This is a genomic window from Sporofaciens sp. SGI.106 (assembly GCF_050314255.1).
In the GTDB taxonomy this organism is placed as follows: domain Bacteria; phylum Bacillota; class Clostridia; order Lachnospirales; family Lachnospiraceae; genus Claveliimonas.
This window is the reverse complement of sequence record NZ_JBNPMZ010000003.1, coordinates 190,122-209,810: the sequence shown is the minus strand read 5'-3', so window position 1 is coordinate 209,810 and position 19,689 is coordinate 190,122. Positions and strand designations below refer to the sequence as shown.

Annotated in this window: 15 protein-coding genes; 14 read left to right on the top strand and 1 reads right to left on the bottom strand. The window is 42.1% G+C overall.

Going from position 1 to position 19,689, the window contains the following annotated elements; translation table 11 throughout:
• The 11 genes from ACQRCC_RS04035 (at position 1) to rfbC (ending at position 14,578) form a co-directional block, all read left to right on the top strand.
• Positions 1-900: a glycosyltransferase gene (locus tag ACQRCC_RS04035; protein ID WP_427849512.1), complete on the top strand. Its 900-nt coding sequence runs from the start codon at positions 1-3 to the stop codon at positions 898-900.
• A gap of 20 nt (positions 901-920) precedes the next feature.
• Positions 921-2,831, top strand: coding sequence for a glycosyltransferase family 2 protein (locus ACQRCC_RS04030; protein WP_427849511.1), 1,911 nt, complete (start codon positions 921-923; stop codon positions 2,829-2,831).
• A gap of 18 nt (positions 2,832-2,849) precedes the next feature.
• Positions 2,850-4,733, top strand: coding sequence for a hypothetical protein (locus tag ACQRCC_RS04025; RefSeq protein WP_427849510.1), 1,884 nt, complete (start codon positions 2,850-2,852; stop codon positions 4,731-4,733).
• Positions 4,734-4,759: 26 nt separating this feature from the next.
• Positions 4,760-5,839: an acyltransferase family protein gene (locus tag ACQRCC_RS04020; protein WP_427849509.1), complete on the top strand. Its 1,080-nt coding sequence runs from the start codon at positions 4,760-4,762 to the stop codon at positions 5,837-5,839.
• 13 nt (positions 5,840-5,852) lie between these two features.
• Complete coding sequence (locus ACQRCC_RS04015; RefSeq protein ID WP_427849508.1) at positions 5,853-7,631, top strand: glycosyltransferase family 2 protein; 1,779 nt, start codon at positions 5,853-5,855, stop codon at positions 7,629-7,631.
• Positions 7,631-8,818: a MerR family transcriptional regulator gene (locus ACQRCC_RS04010; RefSeq protein WP_427849507.1), complete on the top strand. Its 1,188-nt coding sequence runs from the start codon at positions 7,631-7,633 to the stop codon at positions 8,816-8,818. Before ACQRCC_RS04015 ends, ACQRCC_RS04010 begins: the two co-directional genes overlap by 1 nt.
• Positions 8,819-8,837: 19 nt before the next feature.
• Positions 8,838-10,922 carry a peptidoglycan DD-metalloendopeptidase family protein gene (locus ACQRCC_RS04005; RefSeq protein ID WP_427849506.1) on the top strand — a complete coding sequence of 695 codons (2,085 nt, stop codon included), beginning with the start codon at positions 8,838-8,840 and terminating at the stop codon, positions 10,920-10,922.
• A gap of 101 nt (positions 10,923-11,023) precedes the next feature.
• Positions 11,024-11,920 carry a glucose-1-phosphate thymidylyltransferase RfbA gene (rfbA, locus tag ACQRCC_RS04000; RefSeq protein WP_427849505.1) on the top strand — a complete coding sequence of 299 codons (897 nt, stop codon included), beginning with the start codon at positions 11,024-11,026 and terminating at the stop codon, positions 11,918-11,920.
• A gap of 51 nt (positions 11,921-11,971) precedes the next feature.
• Positions 11,972-12,991 carry a dTDP-glucose 4,6-dehydratase gene (rfbB, locus tag ACQRCC_RS03995; protein WP_427849504.1) on the top strand — a complete coding sequence of 340 codons (1,020 nt, stop codon included), beginning with the start codon at positions 11,972-11,974 and terminating at the stop codon, positions 12,989-12,991.
• A 24-nt stretch (positions 12,992-13,015) separates the two neighbouring features.
• Entirely contained in the window at positions 13,016-13,957 is a 942-nt protein-coding gene (gene rfbD, locus ACQRCC_RS03990) for a dTDP-4-dehydrorhamnose reductase (RefSeq protein WP_427849503.1), read from the top strand.
• Positions 13,958-13,969: 12 nt separating this feature from the next.
• The gene (gene rfbC / locus ACQRCC_RS03985; RefSeq protein WP_427849502.1) at positions 13,970-14,578 is read left to right on the top strand and encodes a dTDP-4-dehydrorhamnose 3,5-epimerase; all 609 of its coding nucleotides are present in this window, start codon (positions 13,970-13,972) and stop codon (positions 14,576-14,578) included.
• A gap of 60 nt (positions 14,579-14,638) precedes the next feature.
• Here rfbC and ACQRCC_RS03980 read toward each other — a convergent pair whose 3' ends face one another.
• Entirely contained in the window at positions 14,639-15,619 is a 981-nt protein-coding gene (locus ACQRCC_RS03980; RefSeq protein ID WP_427849501.1) for a glycosyltransferase family 2 protein, read from the bottom strand.
• A 219-nt stretch (positions 15,620-15,838) separates the two neighbouring features.
• Here ACQRCC_RS03980 and ACQRCC_RS03975 point away from each other — a divergent pair, with 219 nt between their 5' ends.
• Genes ACQRCC_RS03975 through ACQRCC_RS03965 form a run of 3 tightly spaced genes read left to right on the top strand, consistent with a single transcriptional unit; the run spans position 15,839 to position 19,688 of the window.
• Positions 15,839-17,242, top strand: a complete 1,404-nt coding sequence (locus ACQRCC_RS03975) for an undecaprenyl-phosphate glucose phosphotransferase (protein ID WP_427849500.1) — start codon at positions 15,839-15,841, stop codon at positions 17,240-17,242.
• A gap of 14 nt (positions 17,243-17,256) precedes the next feature.
• A complete protein-coding gene (locus tag ACQRCC_RS03970) occupies positions 17,257-18,366 on the top strand; it encodes an LCP family protein (protein WP_427849499.1) in 1,110 nt (369 codons plus the stop codon).
• Positions 18,366-19,688 carry an O-antigen polymerase gene (locus ACQRCC_RS03965; RefSeq protein ID WP_427849498.1) on the top strand — a complete coding sequence of 441 codons (1,323 nt, stop codon included), beginning with the start codon at positions 18,366-18,368 and terminating at the stop codon, positions 19,686-19,688. The genes ACQRCC_RS03970 and ACQRCC_RS03965 overlap by 1 nt, the downstream gene beginning before the upstream one ends.
• Position 19,689: the final 1 nt, after the last annotated feature.

Here is a 19,689-nt window from a genome sequence, read left to right as displayed (position 1 = left end):
ATGGAAAAGATCAGTATACAGATACAGTCAGTTTTATATCATAATGATCCGGAAGCAATTGAGAAAGCCATTGCAAACGTGGCTAATGCAATATCCGTTTATCAGAAAAAACAGGGACCGCTGGAGTGTGAATTCTATTATGGTGATGCTTCCAGGGAACCGGTATTTTCAGATGACGAGATGAGTAAGCTCAAAGAAAAGTATCCACAGTTAAATGATATCAGGTGTAATTTTTTTCATGAAAATACAGGAACGGCAAAAGGTCATAACCGTCTGGCAAAAGAGTGCAAAATGGACTATATTATGGTCATGAATCCGGATGTTCTGGTAACACCAAGATTCTTTATTGAGATGTTAAAGCCTTTTGAAGATAAAAAAGTAGGACTTACAGAAGCGAGACAGACACCGATCGAGCATCCGAAGGAGTACAGTGTACATTCTTTTCATACCAGCTGGTCAACAACTGCCTGTGTGATCTTCCCTACACATGTTTACAGAGAGGTACACGGATTTGATGAGGCATCATTTTTTATGTACTGTGATGACGTGGATTTTTCATGGAGAATCAGAATGGCGGGTTACAGGCTTTGTTACAGACCGAATGCTGTGGTATATCATGCAAAACGTCTGTCTGTAAGCGGAGCATGGCAGCCGACAGCGGCAGAGAGATATTATTCGGCAGAGGCTGCCTTGATGATGGCATATAAATGGTCACAGGAGGACAGACTCAAAAAACTGCTCTGGGATTTTAAGCGCAGTAAAGATGAAGTGTTTAATAAGGCAGCACAGGAATTTAGGAACCGTCAGAAATCGGGAAGATTACCAGAGAAGCTGGATAAGGATCATAAGATAGCGACATTCATAGACGGAGAATATGCAAAGCATCGCTTTGTTATGTAGAATTATCAGAGGAAGAAATTATGGAAAATGTGATGAAGAATATTCAGAGTGTTTTAAAAACACTGGGAATAGAAGAAGGGACAATAATAAATATTGCTGATCTTCCGGAGGATGGTTTTGGTGATTCCATCAGGACTGAGAAGCTTTGCTTTAATGATGTGGAAAGCTTTCTGGAAAATCATTCCGGGGTGAAAGGCATTATAGCAGATAAAAAGATTCTGGAAGAACAGGAGAAATTTATGTCTCAGAGTCTGCGTCAGAAAATGGCGGAGATGGATGTGGCATTGATTATTTGTGTGGAAAATCCGGTGGACAGACAGACTGTTTTCAAACTGCTGTCCGGTCAGGAAACTTCTCATTTGGATATTCACGGATATACAGGTGCAGGGGTTTCTGAGCTTATGCAGAAATCCGGATTTACGCTGGTTGCAGAAGAAAGTCTGCTGTCAGAGGTCAAAGATGAAAAAAGTGGGCATTCATTTCTGGCAGAAGGCAGTATGATACATCACTACCTGACGTGGCTGGATGAGTATGTAGGGGCAAAACTGGATGCAAAGTATCTGGTGCAGGCATATAGGGCGGAAAAAACAGATATTGTGGCGGACAGTACAAAAGAACATCCTTTCTTATCTATTATAACGAGAACACAGGGACGCAGACCGGAGGCACTCAGCGAGACATTTCTCTCACTGAATGGACAATCCTGTATGGACTTTGAAGTTCTGGTGATGGGACATAATCTGAACAGCGAAGAACGCGGTACTGTTGAAGAAATAATCGAAGAAACACCGGATTATCTGAGAGAAAAAATAAGATTTATTCCGGTAGAAGGCGGCAACAGATCCACTCCGATAAACCGTGGATTTGAAGCGGCTTTAGGAGAATATGCAGTTATTCTGGATGATGATGATATCGTGTTTGATAACTGGGTATCTTCTTTTAAAGAAAAGGCAGAGGAATGTCCGGGAAGTGTGCTCCATGCTTATGTGATTGCACAGGATTGGGCTTCTATCCAGATGCCGACCGGAGAAAATGTGCTGCGGGCATGCGGTTCACCGCAGAGTCAATTCTGTAAGGATTTCAACTGGATCAGTGAATTGAATGGAAATTACTGCCCGGTACTGGGACTCGCATTCCCACTGTATCCTTTTAGAAAAATGCATTTCAGATTTGATGAGACTCTGGATACGACAGAGGACTGGGATTTCCTGATGCGTGTTGCAAGTATCTGCGGAGTTGCAGATATAAAGGAGCCTACCAGTATTTATCGTCTCTGGAAGAATTCGGAAAATTCTCATTCTCTGCACACGCAGAAGGAGTGGGATGATAATCGGAAGAAGATTCAGAACAGATTCCGGAAGAAGCCGTTATTGCTGCCGGAGCGCTATGCGGATGAGCTGATCCGTCTTCAGGACAAGCAGCCGGGATTGTTTGGCGGAAAGAAGAATATAAAGGGTGTGATGACTCCTCTCTATTATGATAATGGATATGGATATACAGAAAAATGTGTTTCCAGAACCGGCAGCCGTGTGGAACTACCAAGTCTTCATTATGAATTCCTCGATTTTGAATCTTTAGGAGAAATATCCAGCATCCGCTGGGATCCGTATGAATTTGGAAATATTTACCTGGAAAACCTGAGAATTGAGATTTATACGGCAGATGGCAGAGTGATCGTAAAGAGGACAAATGGTGTCAGCACAAATGGTTTTAAAGCTGGGAACAGGATCTTCTTCTTCCATCCGGATCCGCAGGTCATTATTCGTTTCCGGAAAAAGCAGGTGATTAAAAAAGTGGTCATCACAGGAATGTTCAGTGATGAGATCACCGAAGATATGCACAATTATCTGGCAATGCAGTATGATGCCAATGTAGTTCAAAAGACGAAGAAGGCGGTTAAGATCGTCGGCAAGAAGATATTACGAAAATAAGAGATGGAGGAGTCAATAATGGGGATGATCTGGTTTTGCTTATGCTTTCTGGCACTTTACAGCTCTATTATTTGTGTAAATAAAACAGAAGAAAAACAAAATGGGGTAGTCTGGGGGATCATGTCCTTTATTGTTGTGTTGTGTTTTCATGGTTTTGCGGGGGCTATTCTGAATATGGTCAGAATTCCCCTCAATATCTGGAGTATCGGGGCAGCAGATATCCTGTCGGGTGGATTTATTTGGTTTCGGATTATCAGATCTGGAAAACGTCAGCAATATTCCTGGCGGAAACGGGACGGGATCGCGCTGATTATACTCATGGTTCCGGTCATCTATGCGGCTTTGTGTCAGTTTGGTCCCGGGTTGAATATGAATTATATAGCGTCAGACGGCTGTACACATTACCGTATGGCGTTGGAGGTTGTGAAATCACAGTCGGTCAAGAGCATGTTTTTTGCACCGTTGAACAATGCGCTGTTTTTGGAGATTTTTGAAAATTTCTTTAAGGCAACACAGCTTTATCGTGTATTTATCCTTTCGGATATTCTGATGTTCTACCTTGCAGGTGCTGTTTTTTATGCATTGCTGGCAGATAAGGCGAATACCAGGGGAAAGTGGGGACTGGCTGTCGGTATAACGATTATTTATATGATGGGATATCCGCATAACAATCTGGTGTATGGATTTAACTATCTGGGGATATCCATTATCCTGATCATCTATCTTGCATGGGTGATTCAGTTCTACTTTAGGAATGATATGGATAAAAACCTGTCCATTCTTTTGCTCTCACTGGGATGCTATGGAGTTGGAATCTGTTACAGCATGTTTGCACCGGTAGTGTTTATGGCAGTGTGTCTGGCAGTTTCATCCGGAATCTGGAAAAACCGCAGAGAGAACAGTAAATGGTTTGTGACTTTTATTGTGGATAACCTGAAAATATTTTTGATCCCATGTATTCTGGTGATTATTTACAGTCTGATTGCTCAGTTTGGATCCACCAATGTTGGTCAGTCCATAGGAGGCGGACTGGCAATGGAAGGTGGAATATACAGAGATTTATTTTCGAATTTTATTTTCTGGCTTCCCTTTGCTCTGTTTGGAATCTATCTGATCGTGAAAAACAGAGAAGATAATCTGATGATAAGCTATTCCATATTTCTGATTGGCTTCATGCTGATTCTGGGATACGGGGGCTTGAAGGGAGAGGTATCTTCCTATTATTATTTTAAAAATTACTTTTTTGCTTCCGCAATCGTTTTTTATCTTGCGTTTTGCGGAATTGCAGAATTGCTTGAGAAACACTGGCAGTACGTAGCAATGCAGTTGGCTGTGTACGGACTTCTGGCTTTCATGACCATTTTCCATGTGGAAGAAAAAATCCAGGCAAAAAATATATTATTTGCGCCGGTAAGTAAGAGCCAGTACTATTTTGATATTTACGTTACGAATCAGCAGCTGGCCGGGGGTGTGACGGATTATTCCCGGGATAAGCTGGACCTGTATGAGTATTGTTATGACGAGTTTCAGGATGAAAAAGCAATAATCGTATGTGGACAGGATTATGACGTGAATGTTTTCAGGGCTGTTACCCAGCGTATCAGTGGCAGTGATTTTGTAGCATGGATAACTTTGTCGGATCAGGAGAAAAAAGATCTGCCATTATATTCTGAGTCTGCAAAAAAGAAATTGAAAATAAAGGGAGACAGCGTGGATCTGGAAGCATACTATGAATCTATGCTGGAGACCCGGGATGATCTGGAGAAGGAGATTCCTTTTGTGTATCTATACAATCAGGAAGAGGATCTGGATAATCTTATGGCATTCAAGGGAGATGACATTGAAATCCTGTATGAGAATTCAGCCGGATTTGTTGCAATTATGAAAAACTGCAGTGAATAGAAAAGGGATAAAGAAAGGATAATAGAGTGATAGCAGATAGCAGAAAAAATAACTTTAATATTATACGGTTTGTGGCAGCTATGATGGTTGTACTGGGTCATATGTGTCATTTGATTGCCGTAGATGTAAGCCTGTTTTTAGGACAGGCTGTTTCTACAATAGGAGTGAAAATATTTTTCCTGATCAGTGGTTATCTGATTGCACAGAGCTTTTTAAATGACAGTAATATTTTCAGATATGCTGTGCGTCGGATCTTCCGTATTATTCCCGGATTAATAGGAGTGGTACTCTTTGCGGTATTTGTGGTGGGTCCGGTATTCACCGTTCTGCCGGTATCCGAGTATTTTGCAAACGGTATGACATGGTCATATTTGAAAAATATTGCATTGTACGTGCAGTACTTTTTACCGGGAGTATTTGAGGCAAACCCTTATCCGAATGCGATTAATGGTTCCCTGTGGACCCTTCCGGTCGAGGTGATGATGTATGTAGCGGTGCCGGTTATTTTTCTTTTGTTTAGGAAGGGGAACAAAGTGGTGATAGCGGGAGTGCTTGCGGTTGTTCTGGAGATTGCGAATCTGGCGATTGGTAAGTTCCGTCCGGATGCCTTTTATGTGATTTACGGGACAGATATGGTATCTGCACTGTCCATTATCCCATATTTTTTCCTGGGAATTGTATTTCTGTCTTCCAAAGTGAAGAAGTATCTGAATCTACAGCTTGCAATTGGAATTCTGTGTATAGCGGAGATGATGAATTTTTCAAGTCTGAAGTCAGAGATTATGGTGTTTGTGGTGCTGCCATATTTCATTTTTTCTTTTGCTTTTGCGGAGGAACCGAAGTTTGTGAAGTGTTTTTCAAAAAATGATTTTTCATATGGATTGTACCTGTACGGATTTGTCATTCAGCAGGTTATTGTGAAGATTTTGTGGGAATATCAGCTTACTTTGAATGTGTATTTTGTAATCTGTGCCTGTGCTACCACTGTATTTGGAATGTTGTCGTGGTTCCTGGTTGAAAGACCGGCGCAGCGTCTTGCTAAGAAGATATTAAAAAGCGAAAGGGTAGCAAAGCTTGGAAAATTTGATATAACGAAGATCGAGTAAAGGATAAAACAAAATGGGTAATCGGGCTATAGAGTATTACAGGCAATACGGATTGAAGTATTTCATTAAACATAGTGTAAAAAAAATCATGCGCTGTGAACAGAGAAGTTATGACCGGTTCCGTCGTCATACAGAACCATTGAAGGAAGAATTGAGTCGGCAGAAGGAAAAAATTTTTTCACTTATGCCCAAAATATCAATTGTTGTTCCGCTTTACAGGACACCGGAACCGTATTTTCGAAGTATGGTAGAGTCGGTACGTGCTCAGACTTATCAGAATTGGGAGCTATGTCTGTCTGACGGCAGCGGAAAAGACTCGCCGCTGCAGGGATTAATAGAGGAATACTGCAGAAAAGATGCGAGGATCAAAGTGGTGACCAGCTTTGACAGATTGAATATTTCCCGGAATACGAATCAGGCGCTTCGGATTTGTACCGGTGATTACATTGCGTTTATGGATCACGATGATCTGCTGTCCAGGGAGGCTTTGTTCAGAGTTGTTGAGTATCTGAATGCAGATCCGGATGCGGAGCTCCTCTATTCCGATGAGGACAAGGTGTCGGCAGATGGGAAGAAGTTCTTCCAGCCCCATTTCAAATCAGATTATAATAAAGATCTGTTGTTATCCATGAACTATATCTGTCACCTTGTTGTGGTGAAAAAGACACTTCTGAATCAGGTTGGAGAGATTCGTTCCGAATACGATGGGGCACAGGATTATGATTTCCTTCTGAGATGTGTTTCTGTTACCGATAAGATTGTTCATATACCGTATGTATTGTATCACTGGAGATCACATGAGAATTCAACCGCCCAGGGGCTGGACAAGAAAGATTACGCTTCTGATGCGGGGGAGAGAGCCCTTCGGGATTATTATCAGAATCAGCACATTGATGCGGTTGTGAAAAAGACAAAGTATCCGGGGATATACCGGACAAAATACAGATTATTGCAAAAGCCGGAGGTTACGATTATTATTCCGAATAAGGATCATGTGGAGGACCTGCGAAAATGTCTGGAAGCAATCAGGGAAAAAGCAGGATACGATTATTATGAAATTCTGATTATTGAGAATAACAGTGTACAGAATGAGACATTCTTATATTATCAGGAGCTTGAGAAAACATGTGAAAATATTCGTGTACTGTACTGGAAAGATAAATTTAATTATGCTGCTATTAATAACTGGGGAGCAGTTCATGCCAGAGGAGAGTATCTGTTGTTCCTGAACAATGATATTGAGTGGATCAGTAAGAACTTTTTAAGAGAAATGCTCTCTGTATGTCAAAGAGACGATGTGGGTATCGTGGGCAGCCTGCTTTATTTCCCGGATCATACGGTTCAGCATGCCGGTGTGATCATGGGATATTCCGGAATTGCCGGGCATGCATTTATCGGACAGCCAAGAGGACAGCAGGGTTATTTTTCAAGAATTGTCTGTATGCAGGATTACAGTGCTGTAACGGCAGCATGCATGATGGTGAAAAAGGAAGTATTCCAGGCTGTTAATGGCTTTGATGAGATGTTTGAAGTCGCATTTAATGATGTTGATCTGTGTCTGCGGGTGAGAGAAAACGGTAAACTGGTAGTGTATGACCCGTATACATGTGCTTATCATCATGAATCTAAGACCCGGGGCTCAGATGAAACACCGGAGAATAAAGGGCGGTTTGAAAGGGAAAAGTTATTGTTAAGGAAAAGATGGAAGAAATATATTGTTGACGGAGATCCTTACTATAACAGAAACCTGACACTTGACAGACCTGATTTTTCAGTGCGGGAGATCAGATAATGAAAAAAGAAGGTTATTATTCTTCAGGGGAGTTTGCGCGCATGGCCCATGTGACCCTGAGGACAGTTCGATATTATGATAAACAGAATATATTGAAGCCCTCGCTGGTTACGGAAGCGGGGGCTCGTTTTTATACGGATGAGGATTTTGCGAAACTTCAGCAGATTTTACTCCTGAAGTATCTGGGATTTTCGCTGGATGATATCCGGGAAATGACAATAGCAGGTGCAGACTGCCATTTTATGCTGAGTTCATTGAATATGCAGCTGAAGCTTGTGAAAGACCGGATTGAACAGATGCAGCTGGTAGAACAGGCAATTCAGAATACAGTCAAAGCGATTCAGACGGAAAAGACGATTGACTGGAGCAATATGCTGGATCTGATTCATCTGACCGGAATGGAAAAAAGTCTGAAGAATCAATATCAGGATGCATCGAATATTTCTGCAAGAATCAATCTTCACAGCCTGTATTCCAGAAATAAAAAAGGCTGGTTTCCATGGATTTATGAGAAAATGGATGTCCGTCCCGGGATGAAAATCATTGAGATTGGGTGTGGTGACGGGGAATTGTGGAAAGTAAATTTGAAAAAAGTTCCGGAAAGTGTTAGTATTATTCTGTCGGATATTTCAGAGGGGATCGTGCGAGATGCAAGGCGTGAAATCGGGACTGGAGATCGGAGATTTCAATTTCAGGTTTTTGATTGTCATAAAATTCCCTTTGAAAATGATACTTTTGATATGGTCGTGGCAAATCATGTGCTGTTTTATTGTGATCATATTGAACAGGTGTCGCAGGAAGTAAAAAGGGTGTTAAAACCGGGAGGTCAGTTTCTGTGCAGTACATACGGCAGCAGCCATATGAGAGAAGTCAGCCAGCTGGTTCAGAAATTTGACGACAGAATTGTTTTGTCTGCGGAGCGTCTGTATGAACGTTTCGGAAGAGAAAATGGGTCTCAGATTCTGGAAGCCTGTTTTGAAGAAGTCCGGTGGGAATCTTACGAGGACGAGCTGACGGTTACGGAACCGGAACCATTGATTGCATATGTACTTTCCTGCCACGGTAATCAGGGACAGTATCTTTCTAACAGATACAGTGAATTCAGAAATTTTGTCAAAAAAAAGACTGAGGGTGGATTTCATATTACAAAAGATGCAGGATTTTTTATTTCGTCGAAGAGGATTTAGATTAGGAGTGATGCACAAGATGAAGAAGAAAATATTGGCAGTTATGCTGGCATTTACGATGGTGGCAGGCTCAACCGGGACAGTCTGGGCAGCGGAAGAGAAAGAGGATGCTGTTGGGACGGAGGAAACAGCAGTTGAAGGCGTAGAAGAAGAGAGCTCTGCTCGGGATGATATTGCTCGGGATGATACTGTTCAGGGTGATACGGCTCAGGATAATATAGTCCAGGGTGATACATTAACGGAGACACCAGAAAACCTGGAGAGTGATTTGGCTTCGGTCAGTACTGCGGCACCGGATGTTACATACAGAGTACATGTACAGAGCTATGGCTGGCAGTCTACAAAGAAAAATGGAGAGAGTGCCGGTACGACAGGCGAGGCAAAGCGATTAGAAGCGATTGAATTAAATATTTCTAATTCCACATACGCGGGGGGAATCGAATATCGTACCCATGTACAAAGCTATGGCTGGCAGGATTGGGTTTCCGACGGAGCTTTAAGCGGAACGACCGGTGAGGCAAAGCGTCTGGAAGCAATCCAGATCCGTTTGACGGGAGAACTAAAGAATCAGTATGATATCTATTATCGGGTTCATGCGCAGAGCTACGGCTGGCTTGGATGGGCAAAGAATGGTGAAAAAGCAGGAACTGCGTCATATGCGAAGAGACTGGAATGTATAGAGGTTGTACTGGTAGAGAAAAATGGTCAGGCACCGGGAGAAACGGGAGGATCATACATCTGCCCGGGTGTTCAGTATCAGACCCATGTGCAGGAATATGGCTGGCAGGACTGGGTATCTGACGGAGAGATGAGCGGTACATCCGGTGAGGCAAAGCGTCTGGAAGGTATACGTATCCATTTGTACGATACAGATAGATGGGGATATGACGGTGGGATTGAATATCAGACCCATGTGCAGAGCTATGGCTGGCAGGATTGGGTAAGTGATGGAGAGATGAGCGGTACGAGCGGCGAATCGAAACGTTTAGAGGCAATTCGAATCCGTCTGACAGGGGAACTGGCAGAGCATTATAGTGTATATTACAGGGTACATAGTCAGAGCCTTGGATGGCTGGACTGGGCAAAAGATGGTGAGGCTTCCGGAACAGAGGGGTTTTCAAAGCGTCTGGAAGCAATTGAAATTAAAGTAATCAGCAAGGATTCACAGGAAAATGATATGGAAGGCGGCGAATCTTTTGTTTCTTTGATTCCTGACGAAAATGTCACTTTATTTGGAACAATCCTGATAGAAGATTCCGAGGATAATGTTATCGAAAATAATGAATTGTGCGTAACTGGAAATGGGCAGGTACTGGGAGATGCGGAAGGAAATCATAAGCTGGAGAGCTTTGGCATTGATCTGAGTACGGATGGCGGCAGCGTTCCGTCCGGTACAATTCTGTACCGGGTAAAACCTTACAATGGTGACTGGACGGCTTGGACCGAACAGGGCGGTTATGCAGGAGATTCTGATGATGAAAAGTATCTTCAGGTGATTGAGGTCGAACTTGCCGGTAATCTGGAAAAGCTATATCATGTATATTACCGGGTTTGCATGGAAACCTTTGGCTGGCTTGGCTGGACTGCAGATGGAGAACCGGCGGGAATGACAGGAAAGAAAAAAGGAATCAGTGCAATCCAGGTTCAATTAGTACCAAGAAATCAGAGTGGTCCGGGGATGGAAGAAAATGCATATCGGGAAGAGTCTGAGGCGGCTGCTTTATGTAACCCGTGTCCGGATGGAATCGTTACAAGTGAATTTGGCGGAAGGGATGCACCGACGGATGGCGCATCCACTAATCACAAAGGGCGCGATTATGCGGCACCGGAAGGAACTCCAATCTATGCTGCGGCGACAGGAGTAGTGATTGAGGTTGCTGAGAATGATGCCAGAGGAAAATATTTGAAAATTGACCATCAGAACGGATTAATAACCTTATATCAGCATTGCAGTGTAATAAATGTTGAAAAAGGTGATACTGTATTTGTTGGCGCCAAAATTGCCGAAGTCGGTTCCACCGGTATTGTAACAGGAGCTCATCTTCATTTTGAAGTGTGGGAGGATGGAACACCGGTAGATCCAAGATTATACCTCAGTGAATAAAAAAATTGAAAAAAAGGCTTGAAGGTGACCTAAGGTCACCTTTTATAATGTGGCTAAAGTGATAATCTATAGTTGTTTTGAATTTTACTAGGAGGTTTCAAATGAAAGGTATTATTTTAGCAGGAGGTTCCGGCACACGTCTGTATCCTCTTACCATGGTAACATCCAAACAGTTATTGCCAATTTATGACAAGCCGATGATCTATTATCCGATGTCCGTGCTTATGAGTGCGGGAATCCGGGATATTTTAATTATTTCTACTCCACAGGATACGCCGAGATTTAAAGAGTTGTTAGGAGACGGACATCAGTTTGGTGTCAATCTGACTTATGCGGTTCAGCCAAGCCCGGATGGACTGGCTCAGGCTTTCATTATCGGTGAAGAGTTTATTGGAGATGATACAGTGGCAATGGTGCTCGGAGATAATATTTTTGCCGGTCACGGCCTGAAAAAACGATTGAGAGCCGCAGTGAAGAATGCGGAATCCGGCAAGGGTGCAACTGTATTTGGATACTATGTAGATGATCCGGAACGCTTCGGTATTGTGGAATTTGACCGTGATGGAAAGGCTATCTCTATTGAAGAAAAACCGGAACATCCGAAGAGCAATTACTGTGTAACGGGACTTTATTTCTATGACAATAAGGTAGTAGAGTATGCGAAAGGGCTGAAGCCCGGTAAGCGTGGTGAATTGGAGATTACGGATCTGAACCGTATTTATCTGGAAGATAATCAGTTGAATGTGGAACTCCTGGGACAGGGATTTACCTGGCTGGATACAGGAACACATGAGAGTCTGGTAGATGCTACCAATTTTGTAAAAACGGTAGAATCCCACCAGCATCGTAAAATTGCCTGCCTGGAAGAGATTGCATATCTGAATGGCTGGATTACCAGGGAAGACGTTCTGGAAGTGTATGAAGTCCTGAAAAAGAATCAGTACGGACAGTATTTAAAAGATGTCCTGGATGGTAAATATCAGGAAAATCTGTACTAGGCTGGATATTTTTACTAAAAAAGTAGATTATAACGAAGAGGAGACGAAAAAATGACAATTATTGTAACCGGCGGAGCCGGATTTATTGGAAGTAACTTTATATTTCATATGCTGGATAAGTATCCGGATTATAGAATCGTATGTCTGGACTGTCTGACTTATGCAGGCAATTTATCAACACTGGCACCGGTAATGGATAATCCGAATTTCCGGTTTGTAAAAGAAAGCATTACAGACCGCGAAGCTGTATACAGATTATTTGAGGAAGAGCATCCGGACATCGTTGTCAACTTTGCTGCGGAAAGTCATGTTGACCGTTCTATCGAGAATCCGGAGGTATTTCTGGATACTAATATTAAGGGAACTGCAGTGCTTATGGATGCCTGCAGAAAGTATGGAATTACCCGTTATCATCAGGTATCTACTGATGAAGTGTATGGTGACCTGCCTCTTGACAGACCGGATCTTTTCTTTACAGAGGAAACACCGATTCACACCAGCAGTCCATACAGCTCATCCAAAGCAGCAGCAGACTTATTAGTTCTGGCATATCACAGAACTTACGGTCTTCCTGTGACCATCAGCAGATGTTCCAATAATTATGGACCATATCATTTCCCGGAAAAACTGATTCCGCTTATGATCGCAAATGCATTGAATGACAAACCGCTCCCGGTATACGGTAAGGGAGAAAATGTCCGAGACTGGCTGTATGTAGAAGATCACTGTAAGGCAATTGACCTGATTATTCATAAAGGCCGTGTGGGAGAAGTTTATAATATTGGCGGACACAATGAGATGAAAAACATTGATATTGTTAAGATTATCTGCAAGGAACTTGGCAAACCGGAGAGTCTGATTACTTATGTGACAGACCGTAAAGGACATGATATGCGTTATGCTATCGATCCGACCAAGATTCACAATGAGCTTGGCTGGCTGCCGGAGACAATGTTTGCAGATGGTATTAAAAAGACAATTCAGTGGTATCTGGATAATAAAGAATGGTGGGAGACCATTATCTCAGGAGAATACCAGAATTATTATGAAAAAATGTATGCAAACCGTTAAGCCGGTTAGAGAGGGGCAGATAGAATGACAGCTTTAGTGACAGGAGTAGGTGGACAGCTGGGCCATGACGTGATGAATGAGCTTGCCAGACGCGGCTATGAGGGAATCGGAAGTGATATTGCTCCGGAGTACAGCGGCGTGGCGGACGGTTCGGCAGTAACCACGATGCCTTATGTGCAGATGGATATTACGGATGCTGAGGCGGTGGAAAGAATTATTAAAGAGGCGGCTCCGGATGTAGTCGTTCACTGTGCGGCCTGGACTGCAGTGGATATGGCAGAAGATGATGACAAGGTAGAAAAAGTGCGTGCGATTAACGCAGGCGGAACCGCTAATATTGCTAAGGTCTGTAAAGAACTGGACTGTAAGATGGTATATATCAGTACAGATTATGTGTTTGATGGTCAGGGGGAAGAACCCTGGCAGCCGGACTGTAAGGATTATAAACCTCTGAATATTTATGGACAGACAAAGCTGGAGGGCGAACTTGCAGTATCAGAAACTCTGGAAAAGTATTTTATTGTCCGTATTGCATGGGTATTTGGTAAAAATGGAAAGAATTTTATAAAGACTATGCTGAATGTGGCAAAAACCCATGATAAGCTGAAGGTTGTTAATGATCAGATCGGAACACCGACCTATACTTTTGATCTGGCAAGGCTTCTGGTAGATATGATTGAGACGGAAAAATACGGCTATTATCATGCGACTAATGAGGGCGGATATATCAGCTGGTATGATTTTACAAAAGAGATCTTCCGTCAGGCAGTGGAACTGGGACATACAGAATATGGAGAAGAACATGTGAGTATCACACCGGTGACAACGGAAGAATATGGGATTTCCAAGGCAGCCAGACCTTTTAACAGCAGACTGGATAAGAGCAAGCTGGCAGAAAATGGATTCACACCACTTCCTACCTGGCAGGATGCGCTTGGAAGATATTTAAAAGAGATAGAATTTTAGGAGTGACAGATTATGGGACAGATTAAAGTAGAGAAAAATGTCGGAGGTATTCAGGGACTCTGTGTAATTGAGCCTGCAGTCCATGGTGATGCCAGAGGATATTTTATGGAGACTTACAATCAGAGAGATATGGAAGAAGCGGGACTTAACATGGTTTTCGTGCAGGATAACCAGTCCTGCTCTACGAAAGGAGTTCTCCGTGGACTTCATTTCCAGAAAGAATTTCCACAGGGTAAACTTGTAAGAGTCATTAAGGGATCCGTGTTTGATGTGGCAGTGGATCTTCGAAGTGAGAGCGAAACTTACGGAAAGTGGTACGGTATCGAATTGACAGAAGATAATAAGAAGCAGTTCTACATTCCGGAAGGATTTGCCCATGGATTTCTGGTGTTGAGTGATGTTGCAGAGTTCTGTTATAAATGTACAGATTTCTATCATCCGGGAGATGAGGGAGGTCTTGCATGGAATGACCCGGAAATCGGTATTACCTGGCCGACTCTTACCGGAGAATATCAGGGGAGTGCGTTGGCAGAAGGATACCAGCTGGAAGACGGGACTCCTCTTAACTTAAGTGACAAAGATCAGAAGTGGGTTGGATTAAAAGATACTTTTCATTTTTAAATTTTTGCAGAAATAATGATGGCGCTGTTTGTAGAAGAACAGCGCCATTTATGATGTCTGTTATTTTTTTAAAAGCTTTCTTCTGAACCAGTCTTTGACATAGGAGAAGGTATTGATGATCAGTTCTGCTTCAATACGTATATAATTTGGAAGATGGCGAAGCTGGAATCTGACCTTTTTCTGTGCTCTTGCAGTGCGCAGTCCCTCCAGGATACCTTCTTTGTAATCTTTTCCAAATCCGATTTTGATAAAGAACAGATATTTTACAAGATAACCGGCAGTTAGAGGAAACAGATTGATGAGCAGCTGAAAGACCGGCATATTTTTGTAATTTAAATAGATGTTATTTCTTGCGGATAACTTTACCTTGAAGGAATTATATTTGGAACCGCTGGTTCCGCTTCCTACATGGTATACGAGCGCCGTCGGACAGTAGATATTCCGATAGCCATAGATCTTTGCCCGATATCCTACATCAATATCCTCCAGATAGGCAAAATGGTTTTCGTCGAAATATCCGATTTTTTTGAAAACAGAGCGTCGGTAAATTGCGGCACCGGCACAGGCGGTAAAGATATCATCCTGTCTGGTATAATTGCTGACCGGCCGTCCCGTACCCCGGCAGATGCCCCATCCTACAAGTGTGTATAAATCTCCGGCACTGTCAATTAATTCCGGATGATACATTTGAATCATTTTACTGCTGACAGAAAAAATCCGTTTTGAGGATTTTATCGCTTTTACCATTTCTTCCACAAAATGGGGATCGACAGTCGTGTCATTGTTCAGCAACAGAACATAGGGGGTGGTGGAATTTTGAATACCGATATTTACCGCTTTGCTGAATCCGTAATTTTGATCGAGCGCAATCACTTCGATTTCCGGATAATTCTCTTCCATATAAGCAAGCGTTCCATCGGTAGAAGCATTGTCAACAACTAATATTCTGAAATCTGAGCAGGTCTGATGAGTAAGGGATTCCAGACAGGGTTCCATAAAATGTTTTCCGTTATAGTTGGGAATAATAATTGTTACTTCCATAAATATATGTCCTCAATATTTTCTAAAGTCTTATAACATGACAGTATTATAGCAGAAAATAAGGAAATAAGCTATTATTTGTTTGAAATGTTGCAAAAGTATTAATAAAATGTTAAGGAAAAGTACTCCTGTAAGGGTTGTCGAGTTATAAAAAATAGTGTAATATAAAAAAAGATATGCCTATATAAGGGACAAAAGTATAAAAAACGGGTGAAGAAAGTGATTAAAGATAATCAGAAAATATTAAACAGGATTCATGTTGTTATTGATGCACTGGTAATAGCTCTGTCTTATGGACTGGCATGGTATTTGAGGTTCAAGAGTGGAATTTTTGAACTGGATCCATGGTTTTTGTCTTTGCAGGAGTATATGCGGGCAATTTTTTATATTGTGCCGGGATATTTGATTTTATATTATATTTTTCAGTTATATACGCCGAAGCGGGTGCAGGGTCGGCGGCTGGAGGCCTGGCATGTCGTTCAGGCTAACACGATCGGTCTGATGGCTTTTATTCTTGTGCTTTATTTGATGAAGCAGGCAGATTTTTCACGAATGATGATTTTCATCTTTTTCTGTGTCAATGTATTTCTCGAGATTCTGACCAGAAATCTGATTCGTTATGCACTTAGAGGTATTCGAAGTAAGGGATATAATCAGAAGCATATTCTGCTGATCGGATACAGCCGTGCGGCAGAGCAGTATATTGACCGTATTCTTGCCAATCCTTCCTGGGGATATACCATTCGTGGCATTTTAGCTGATAATGTGCAGCGTGGCACGGAGTACAAGGGAGTTAAGGTGCTTGGCAGAATTGATAATCTCACAATTGTGCTTCCGGAAAACAAACTGGATGAGATTGCTATTACGCTTGGACTTGCAGAGTATGATAAGCTCGAAAAAATCGTAGGTATGTGTGAGAAGTCCGGTGTGCATACCAAATTTATTCCGGATTATAATAATATCATTCCGACAAAGCCATATACAGAAGATCTTCTGGGGCTTCCGGTTGTAAATATCAGACATGTGCCGCTGAATAATGCATTGAATGCATTTGCCAAGAGAACGATAGATATTTTTGGTGCGACGGTTGCATTGATTTTGTTTTCTCCTGTCATGATAACAGTTGCGGTCATTATCAAAATTACGTCTCCGGGACCGTTGATATTTAAACAGGAGAGAATCGGTCGCCAGAATAAGCCTTTTAATATGTATAAATTCCGGTCTATGGTGGTGCAGGATGCATCTTCTGAGAAAGCGAAATGGACTACACAGAATGACCCGAGAGTAACTCCGGTGGGTAAATTTATCCGCAGAACAAGTATTGATGAGCTGCCGCAGCTTTTTAATATACTGATGGGAGACATGAGTCTGGTGGGTCCGAGACCGGAGCGCCCACAGTTTGTTGATAAATTCAAGGAAGAGATTCCGAGATACATGATCAAGCATCAGGTACGACCGGGACTTACAGGATGGGCTCAGGTAAATGGATACCGTGGAGATACATCTATTCAGAAAAGAATAGAATATGATCTTTATTATATAGAGAACTGGACCTTGGGATTTGATTTTAAAATCATTATCCTGACGTTTATTAAGGGATTCATTAATAAGAACGCTTATTAAATAGGAGATGGCAGATGGTAAAAAAGAGAATGTCGAAGGCGGAACGTCTTAGAGCGAAGAAAAAGAGGAGAAGAAAGAGAGCAGCAGTTCTGATAGTGGAACTGTTGCTTCTGTGCGTGCTGGGGGCTGTGGCTTATGGAATGTTCAAGATTGATAAGCTGGATTATACGACGTTGAACCAGGAGAAACTGGATGTCTATCGTGATACGGGACCCTATACCAATATTGCTTTATTTGGATTAGATTCCAGAGAAGGTGAAATTAATGGCGGAGTACAGAGTGACTGTATTATGATTGCAAGTATTAATAATGAGACGGATGATGTGAAGCTGGTATCTGTGTACAGAGATACTTTGCTTCAGCAGGCGGATGAGACCTACGAAAAGGCAAATTCTGCGTATAACCGTGGCGGTCCGGAGGAGGCGATCAGCCTTTTGAACCGTAATCTGGATCTGGACATTCAAAATTATGTCAGCGTTAATTTTAATGCTCTGGTGGATACGATTGATCTTCTTGGAGGACTGGAGGTTGAACTGACGGCAGAAGAAGCATTCTGGTGCAATGGCTACTCGGCTGAGACTGCGCAGGTAGTAGGGCAGGAGATGATTCCGATTAAGGAGGAAGCCGGAGTACAATTACTGGATGGTGTACATGCGGTATCCTATGCAAGAATCCGATATACAGAAGGTGATGACTTTAAGCGGGCAGAGCGGCAGCGGTTTATTCTGAATGAGACTGCCAAGAAAGCTAAGAAGGCAAGCTTTTCGACATTGAATAAAATTCTTGATAAAGTATTTCCGCAGATTTCTACCAGCTTTTCTGCAAATGAACTTCTGGGATTTGCTGCGAATGCACTGAATTATAATATTGTAGAAACGACAGGTTTTCCGTTTCAGGTCACTACATCGGAGAATGTAATGAATCATTACGGGTCTTATGTGGTGCCGATTGAATTTAAGCAAAATGTGATAGAACTTCATAAGCTTCTGTTTGGTGAAGAAGATTATGAACCTTCGGAAACGGTACAGTTGATCAATGATGAAATCATATATCTGACTGGAGTTACCGGAGAAAGTGAAGCTCTGAATACGGAGTTTACAAGAGAAACAACAGAGGAAGAATAATGATGGAGAAAGAGAAAAAAGAATACCGGGAACTGGCATGGCAATATGGGGGATATACACTGGCATATCTTTTCAGTATGTTTTGTTCCAGAATGGGATGGTATCCTGCATCGGGAATCGTATTGATTGTAACGGCTGTTCTTATATACCTGTGGCTGTTTCGAAAAAGCGGTAATCTTGTGGAATTAAGAGGATTATTTACCCTGTCCTGGGTTGGTGGTCAGGGACTTGCCTGCTTTCAGCTCAGCAGACTGCAGACGGATTGGAATACGATTACGTGGTTGTGCTTCTTTCTTGCATATCTGGGGTTTGGAATCGGTTATGAGTGGAAATCGCATACCGGGAGAGAAAAGGTATGTGAGAAAGAGAAAAATTCCGTTTTCGCCGGCAGATTATTAATCTGCATTGGATTGCTGGCTGCAGTATCGGTCATTTGTTTTATTATTGAATGGATGGTAGTGGGGTTTATACCGGTGTTTTCAGATCTGCCCCATGCGTATTCGTATTTTCATGTATCCGGAGTTCATTATTTTACGATAAGCTGTATTCTGATTCCTGCAATCAGTGTACTGTATCTGAATGTATGTGAAAGACTTAAGACATGGACAATTTTGATTTTACTGATATGTAACGGGATAGCTGTGGCAATACCAATTCTGTGTGTGTCCAGATTCCAGTTGCTTTTTGCGGTTGGATTTGCGGTTGTAACTTATATTATTGTATATCGTAAAATTAAATTTCGAACTATTATGATACTGTTGTGCATTATGGTTCCTGTTTATGTATTGTTGACAGTCGCCAGAAATCATGATGTAGAGTATCTGAATGGGATTTTTGAGATGAAAAACAGCGGAACGCCGATTTTTGTTACCCAGCCCTATATTTATGTGGCAAATAATTTTGAAAATTTTAACTGTATGGTAGAACAGCTGGTATCCCATTCCTGGGGAATCAGGATGTTGTTCCCGGTATTTGCACTGACGGGACTTAAGTTTGTATTTCCACAGTTGACGGCTTATCCGTTATATATTACGAAGCCGGAGCTGACGACACTCACGGTGTTTTATGATGCATATTATGATTTTGGTATTGTGGGAATCCTGATTTTTTCTCTGGTTTTGGGAATGGTGGCTAAATACATATGGAACGCAACAGATAAGACAGATAATCCGGTGGTGTATCTGTTTTACGGACAGACAGCGATTTATCTGGGGCTTTCCTTTTTTACTACCTGGTTCAGCAATCCTACCACATGGTTCTGGTATGCGTTGACGGCAATGATGTATTTTTTTGTGGGATTTCAGAGGAAAAGTGGCAGATAAG

Coding starts and splice junctions, on each gene's coding strand:
- ACQRCC_RS04035 (WP_427849512.1), top strand. CDS start 1: ATGGAAAAGATCAGTATACAGATACAGTCAGTTTTATATCATAATGAT.
- ACQRCC_RS04030 (WP_427849511.1), top strand. CDS start 921: ATGGAAAATGTGATGAAGAATATTCAGAGTGTTTTAAAAACACTGGGA.
- ACQRCC_RS04025 (WP_427849510.1), top strand. CDS start 2,850: ATGGGGATGATCTGGTTTTGCTTATGCTTTCTGGCACTTTACAGCTCT.
- ACQRCC_RS04015 (WP_427849508.1), top strand. CDS start 5,853: ATGGGTAATCGGGCTATAGAGTATTACAGGCAATACGGATTGAAGTAT.
- ACQRCC_RS04010 (WP_427849507.1), top strand. CDS start 7,631: ATGAAAAAAGAAGGTTATTATTCTTCAGGGGAGTTTGCGCGCATGGCC.
- ACQRCC_RS04005 (WP_427849506.1), top strand. CDS start 8,838: ATGAAGAAGAAAATATTGGCAGTTATGCTGGCATTTACGATGGTGGCA.
- rfbA (WP_427849505.1), top strand. CDS start 11,024: ATGAAAGGTATTATTTTAGCAGGAGGTTCCGGCACACGTCTGTATCCT.
- rfbB (WP_427849504.1), top strand. CDS start 11,972: ATGACAATTATTGTAACCGGCGGAGCCGGATTTATTGGAAGTAACTTT.
- rfbD (WP_427849503.1), top strand. CDS start 13,016: ATGACAGCTTTAGTGACAGGAGTAGGTGGACAGCTGGGCCATGACGTG.
- rfbC (WP_427849502.1), top strand. CDS start 13,970: ATGGGACAGATTAAAGTAGAGAAAAATGTCGGAGGTATTCAGGGACTC.
- ACQRCC_RS03980 (WP_427849501.1), bottom strand. CDS start 15,619: ATGGAAGTAACAATTATTATTCCCAACTATAACGGAAAACATTTTATG.
- ACQRCC_RS03970 (WP_427849499.1), top strand. CDS start 17,257: ATGGTAAAAAAGAGAATGTCGAAGGCGGAACGTCTTAGAGCGAAGAAA.
- ACQRCC_RS03965 (WP_427849498.1), top strand. CDS start 18,366: ATGATGGAGAAAGAGAAAAAAGAATACCGGGAACTGGCATGGCAATAT.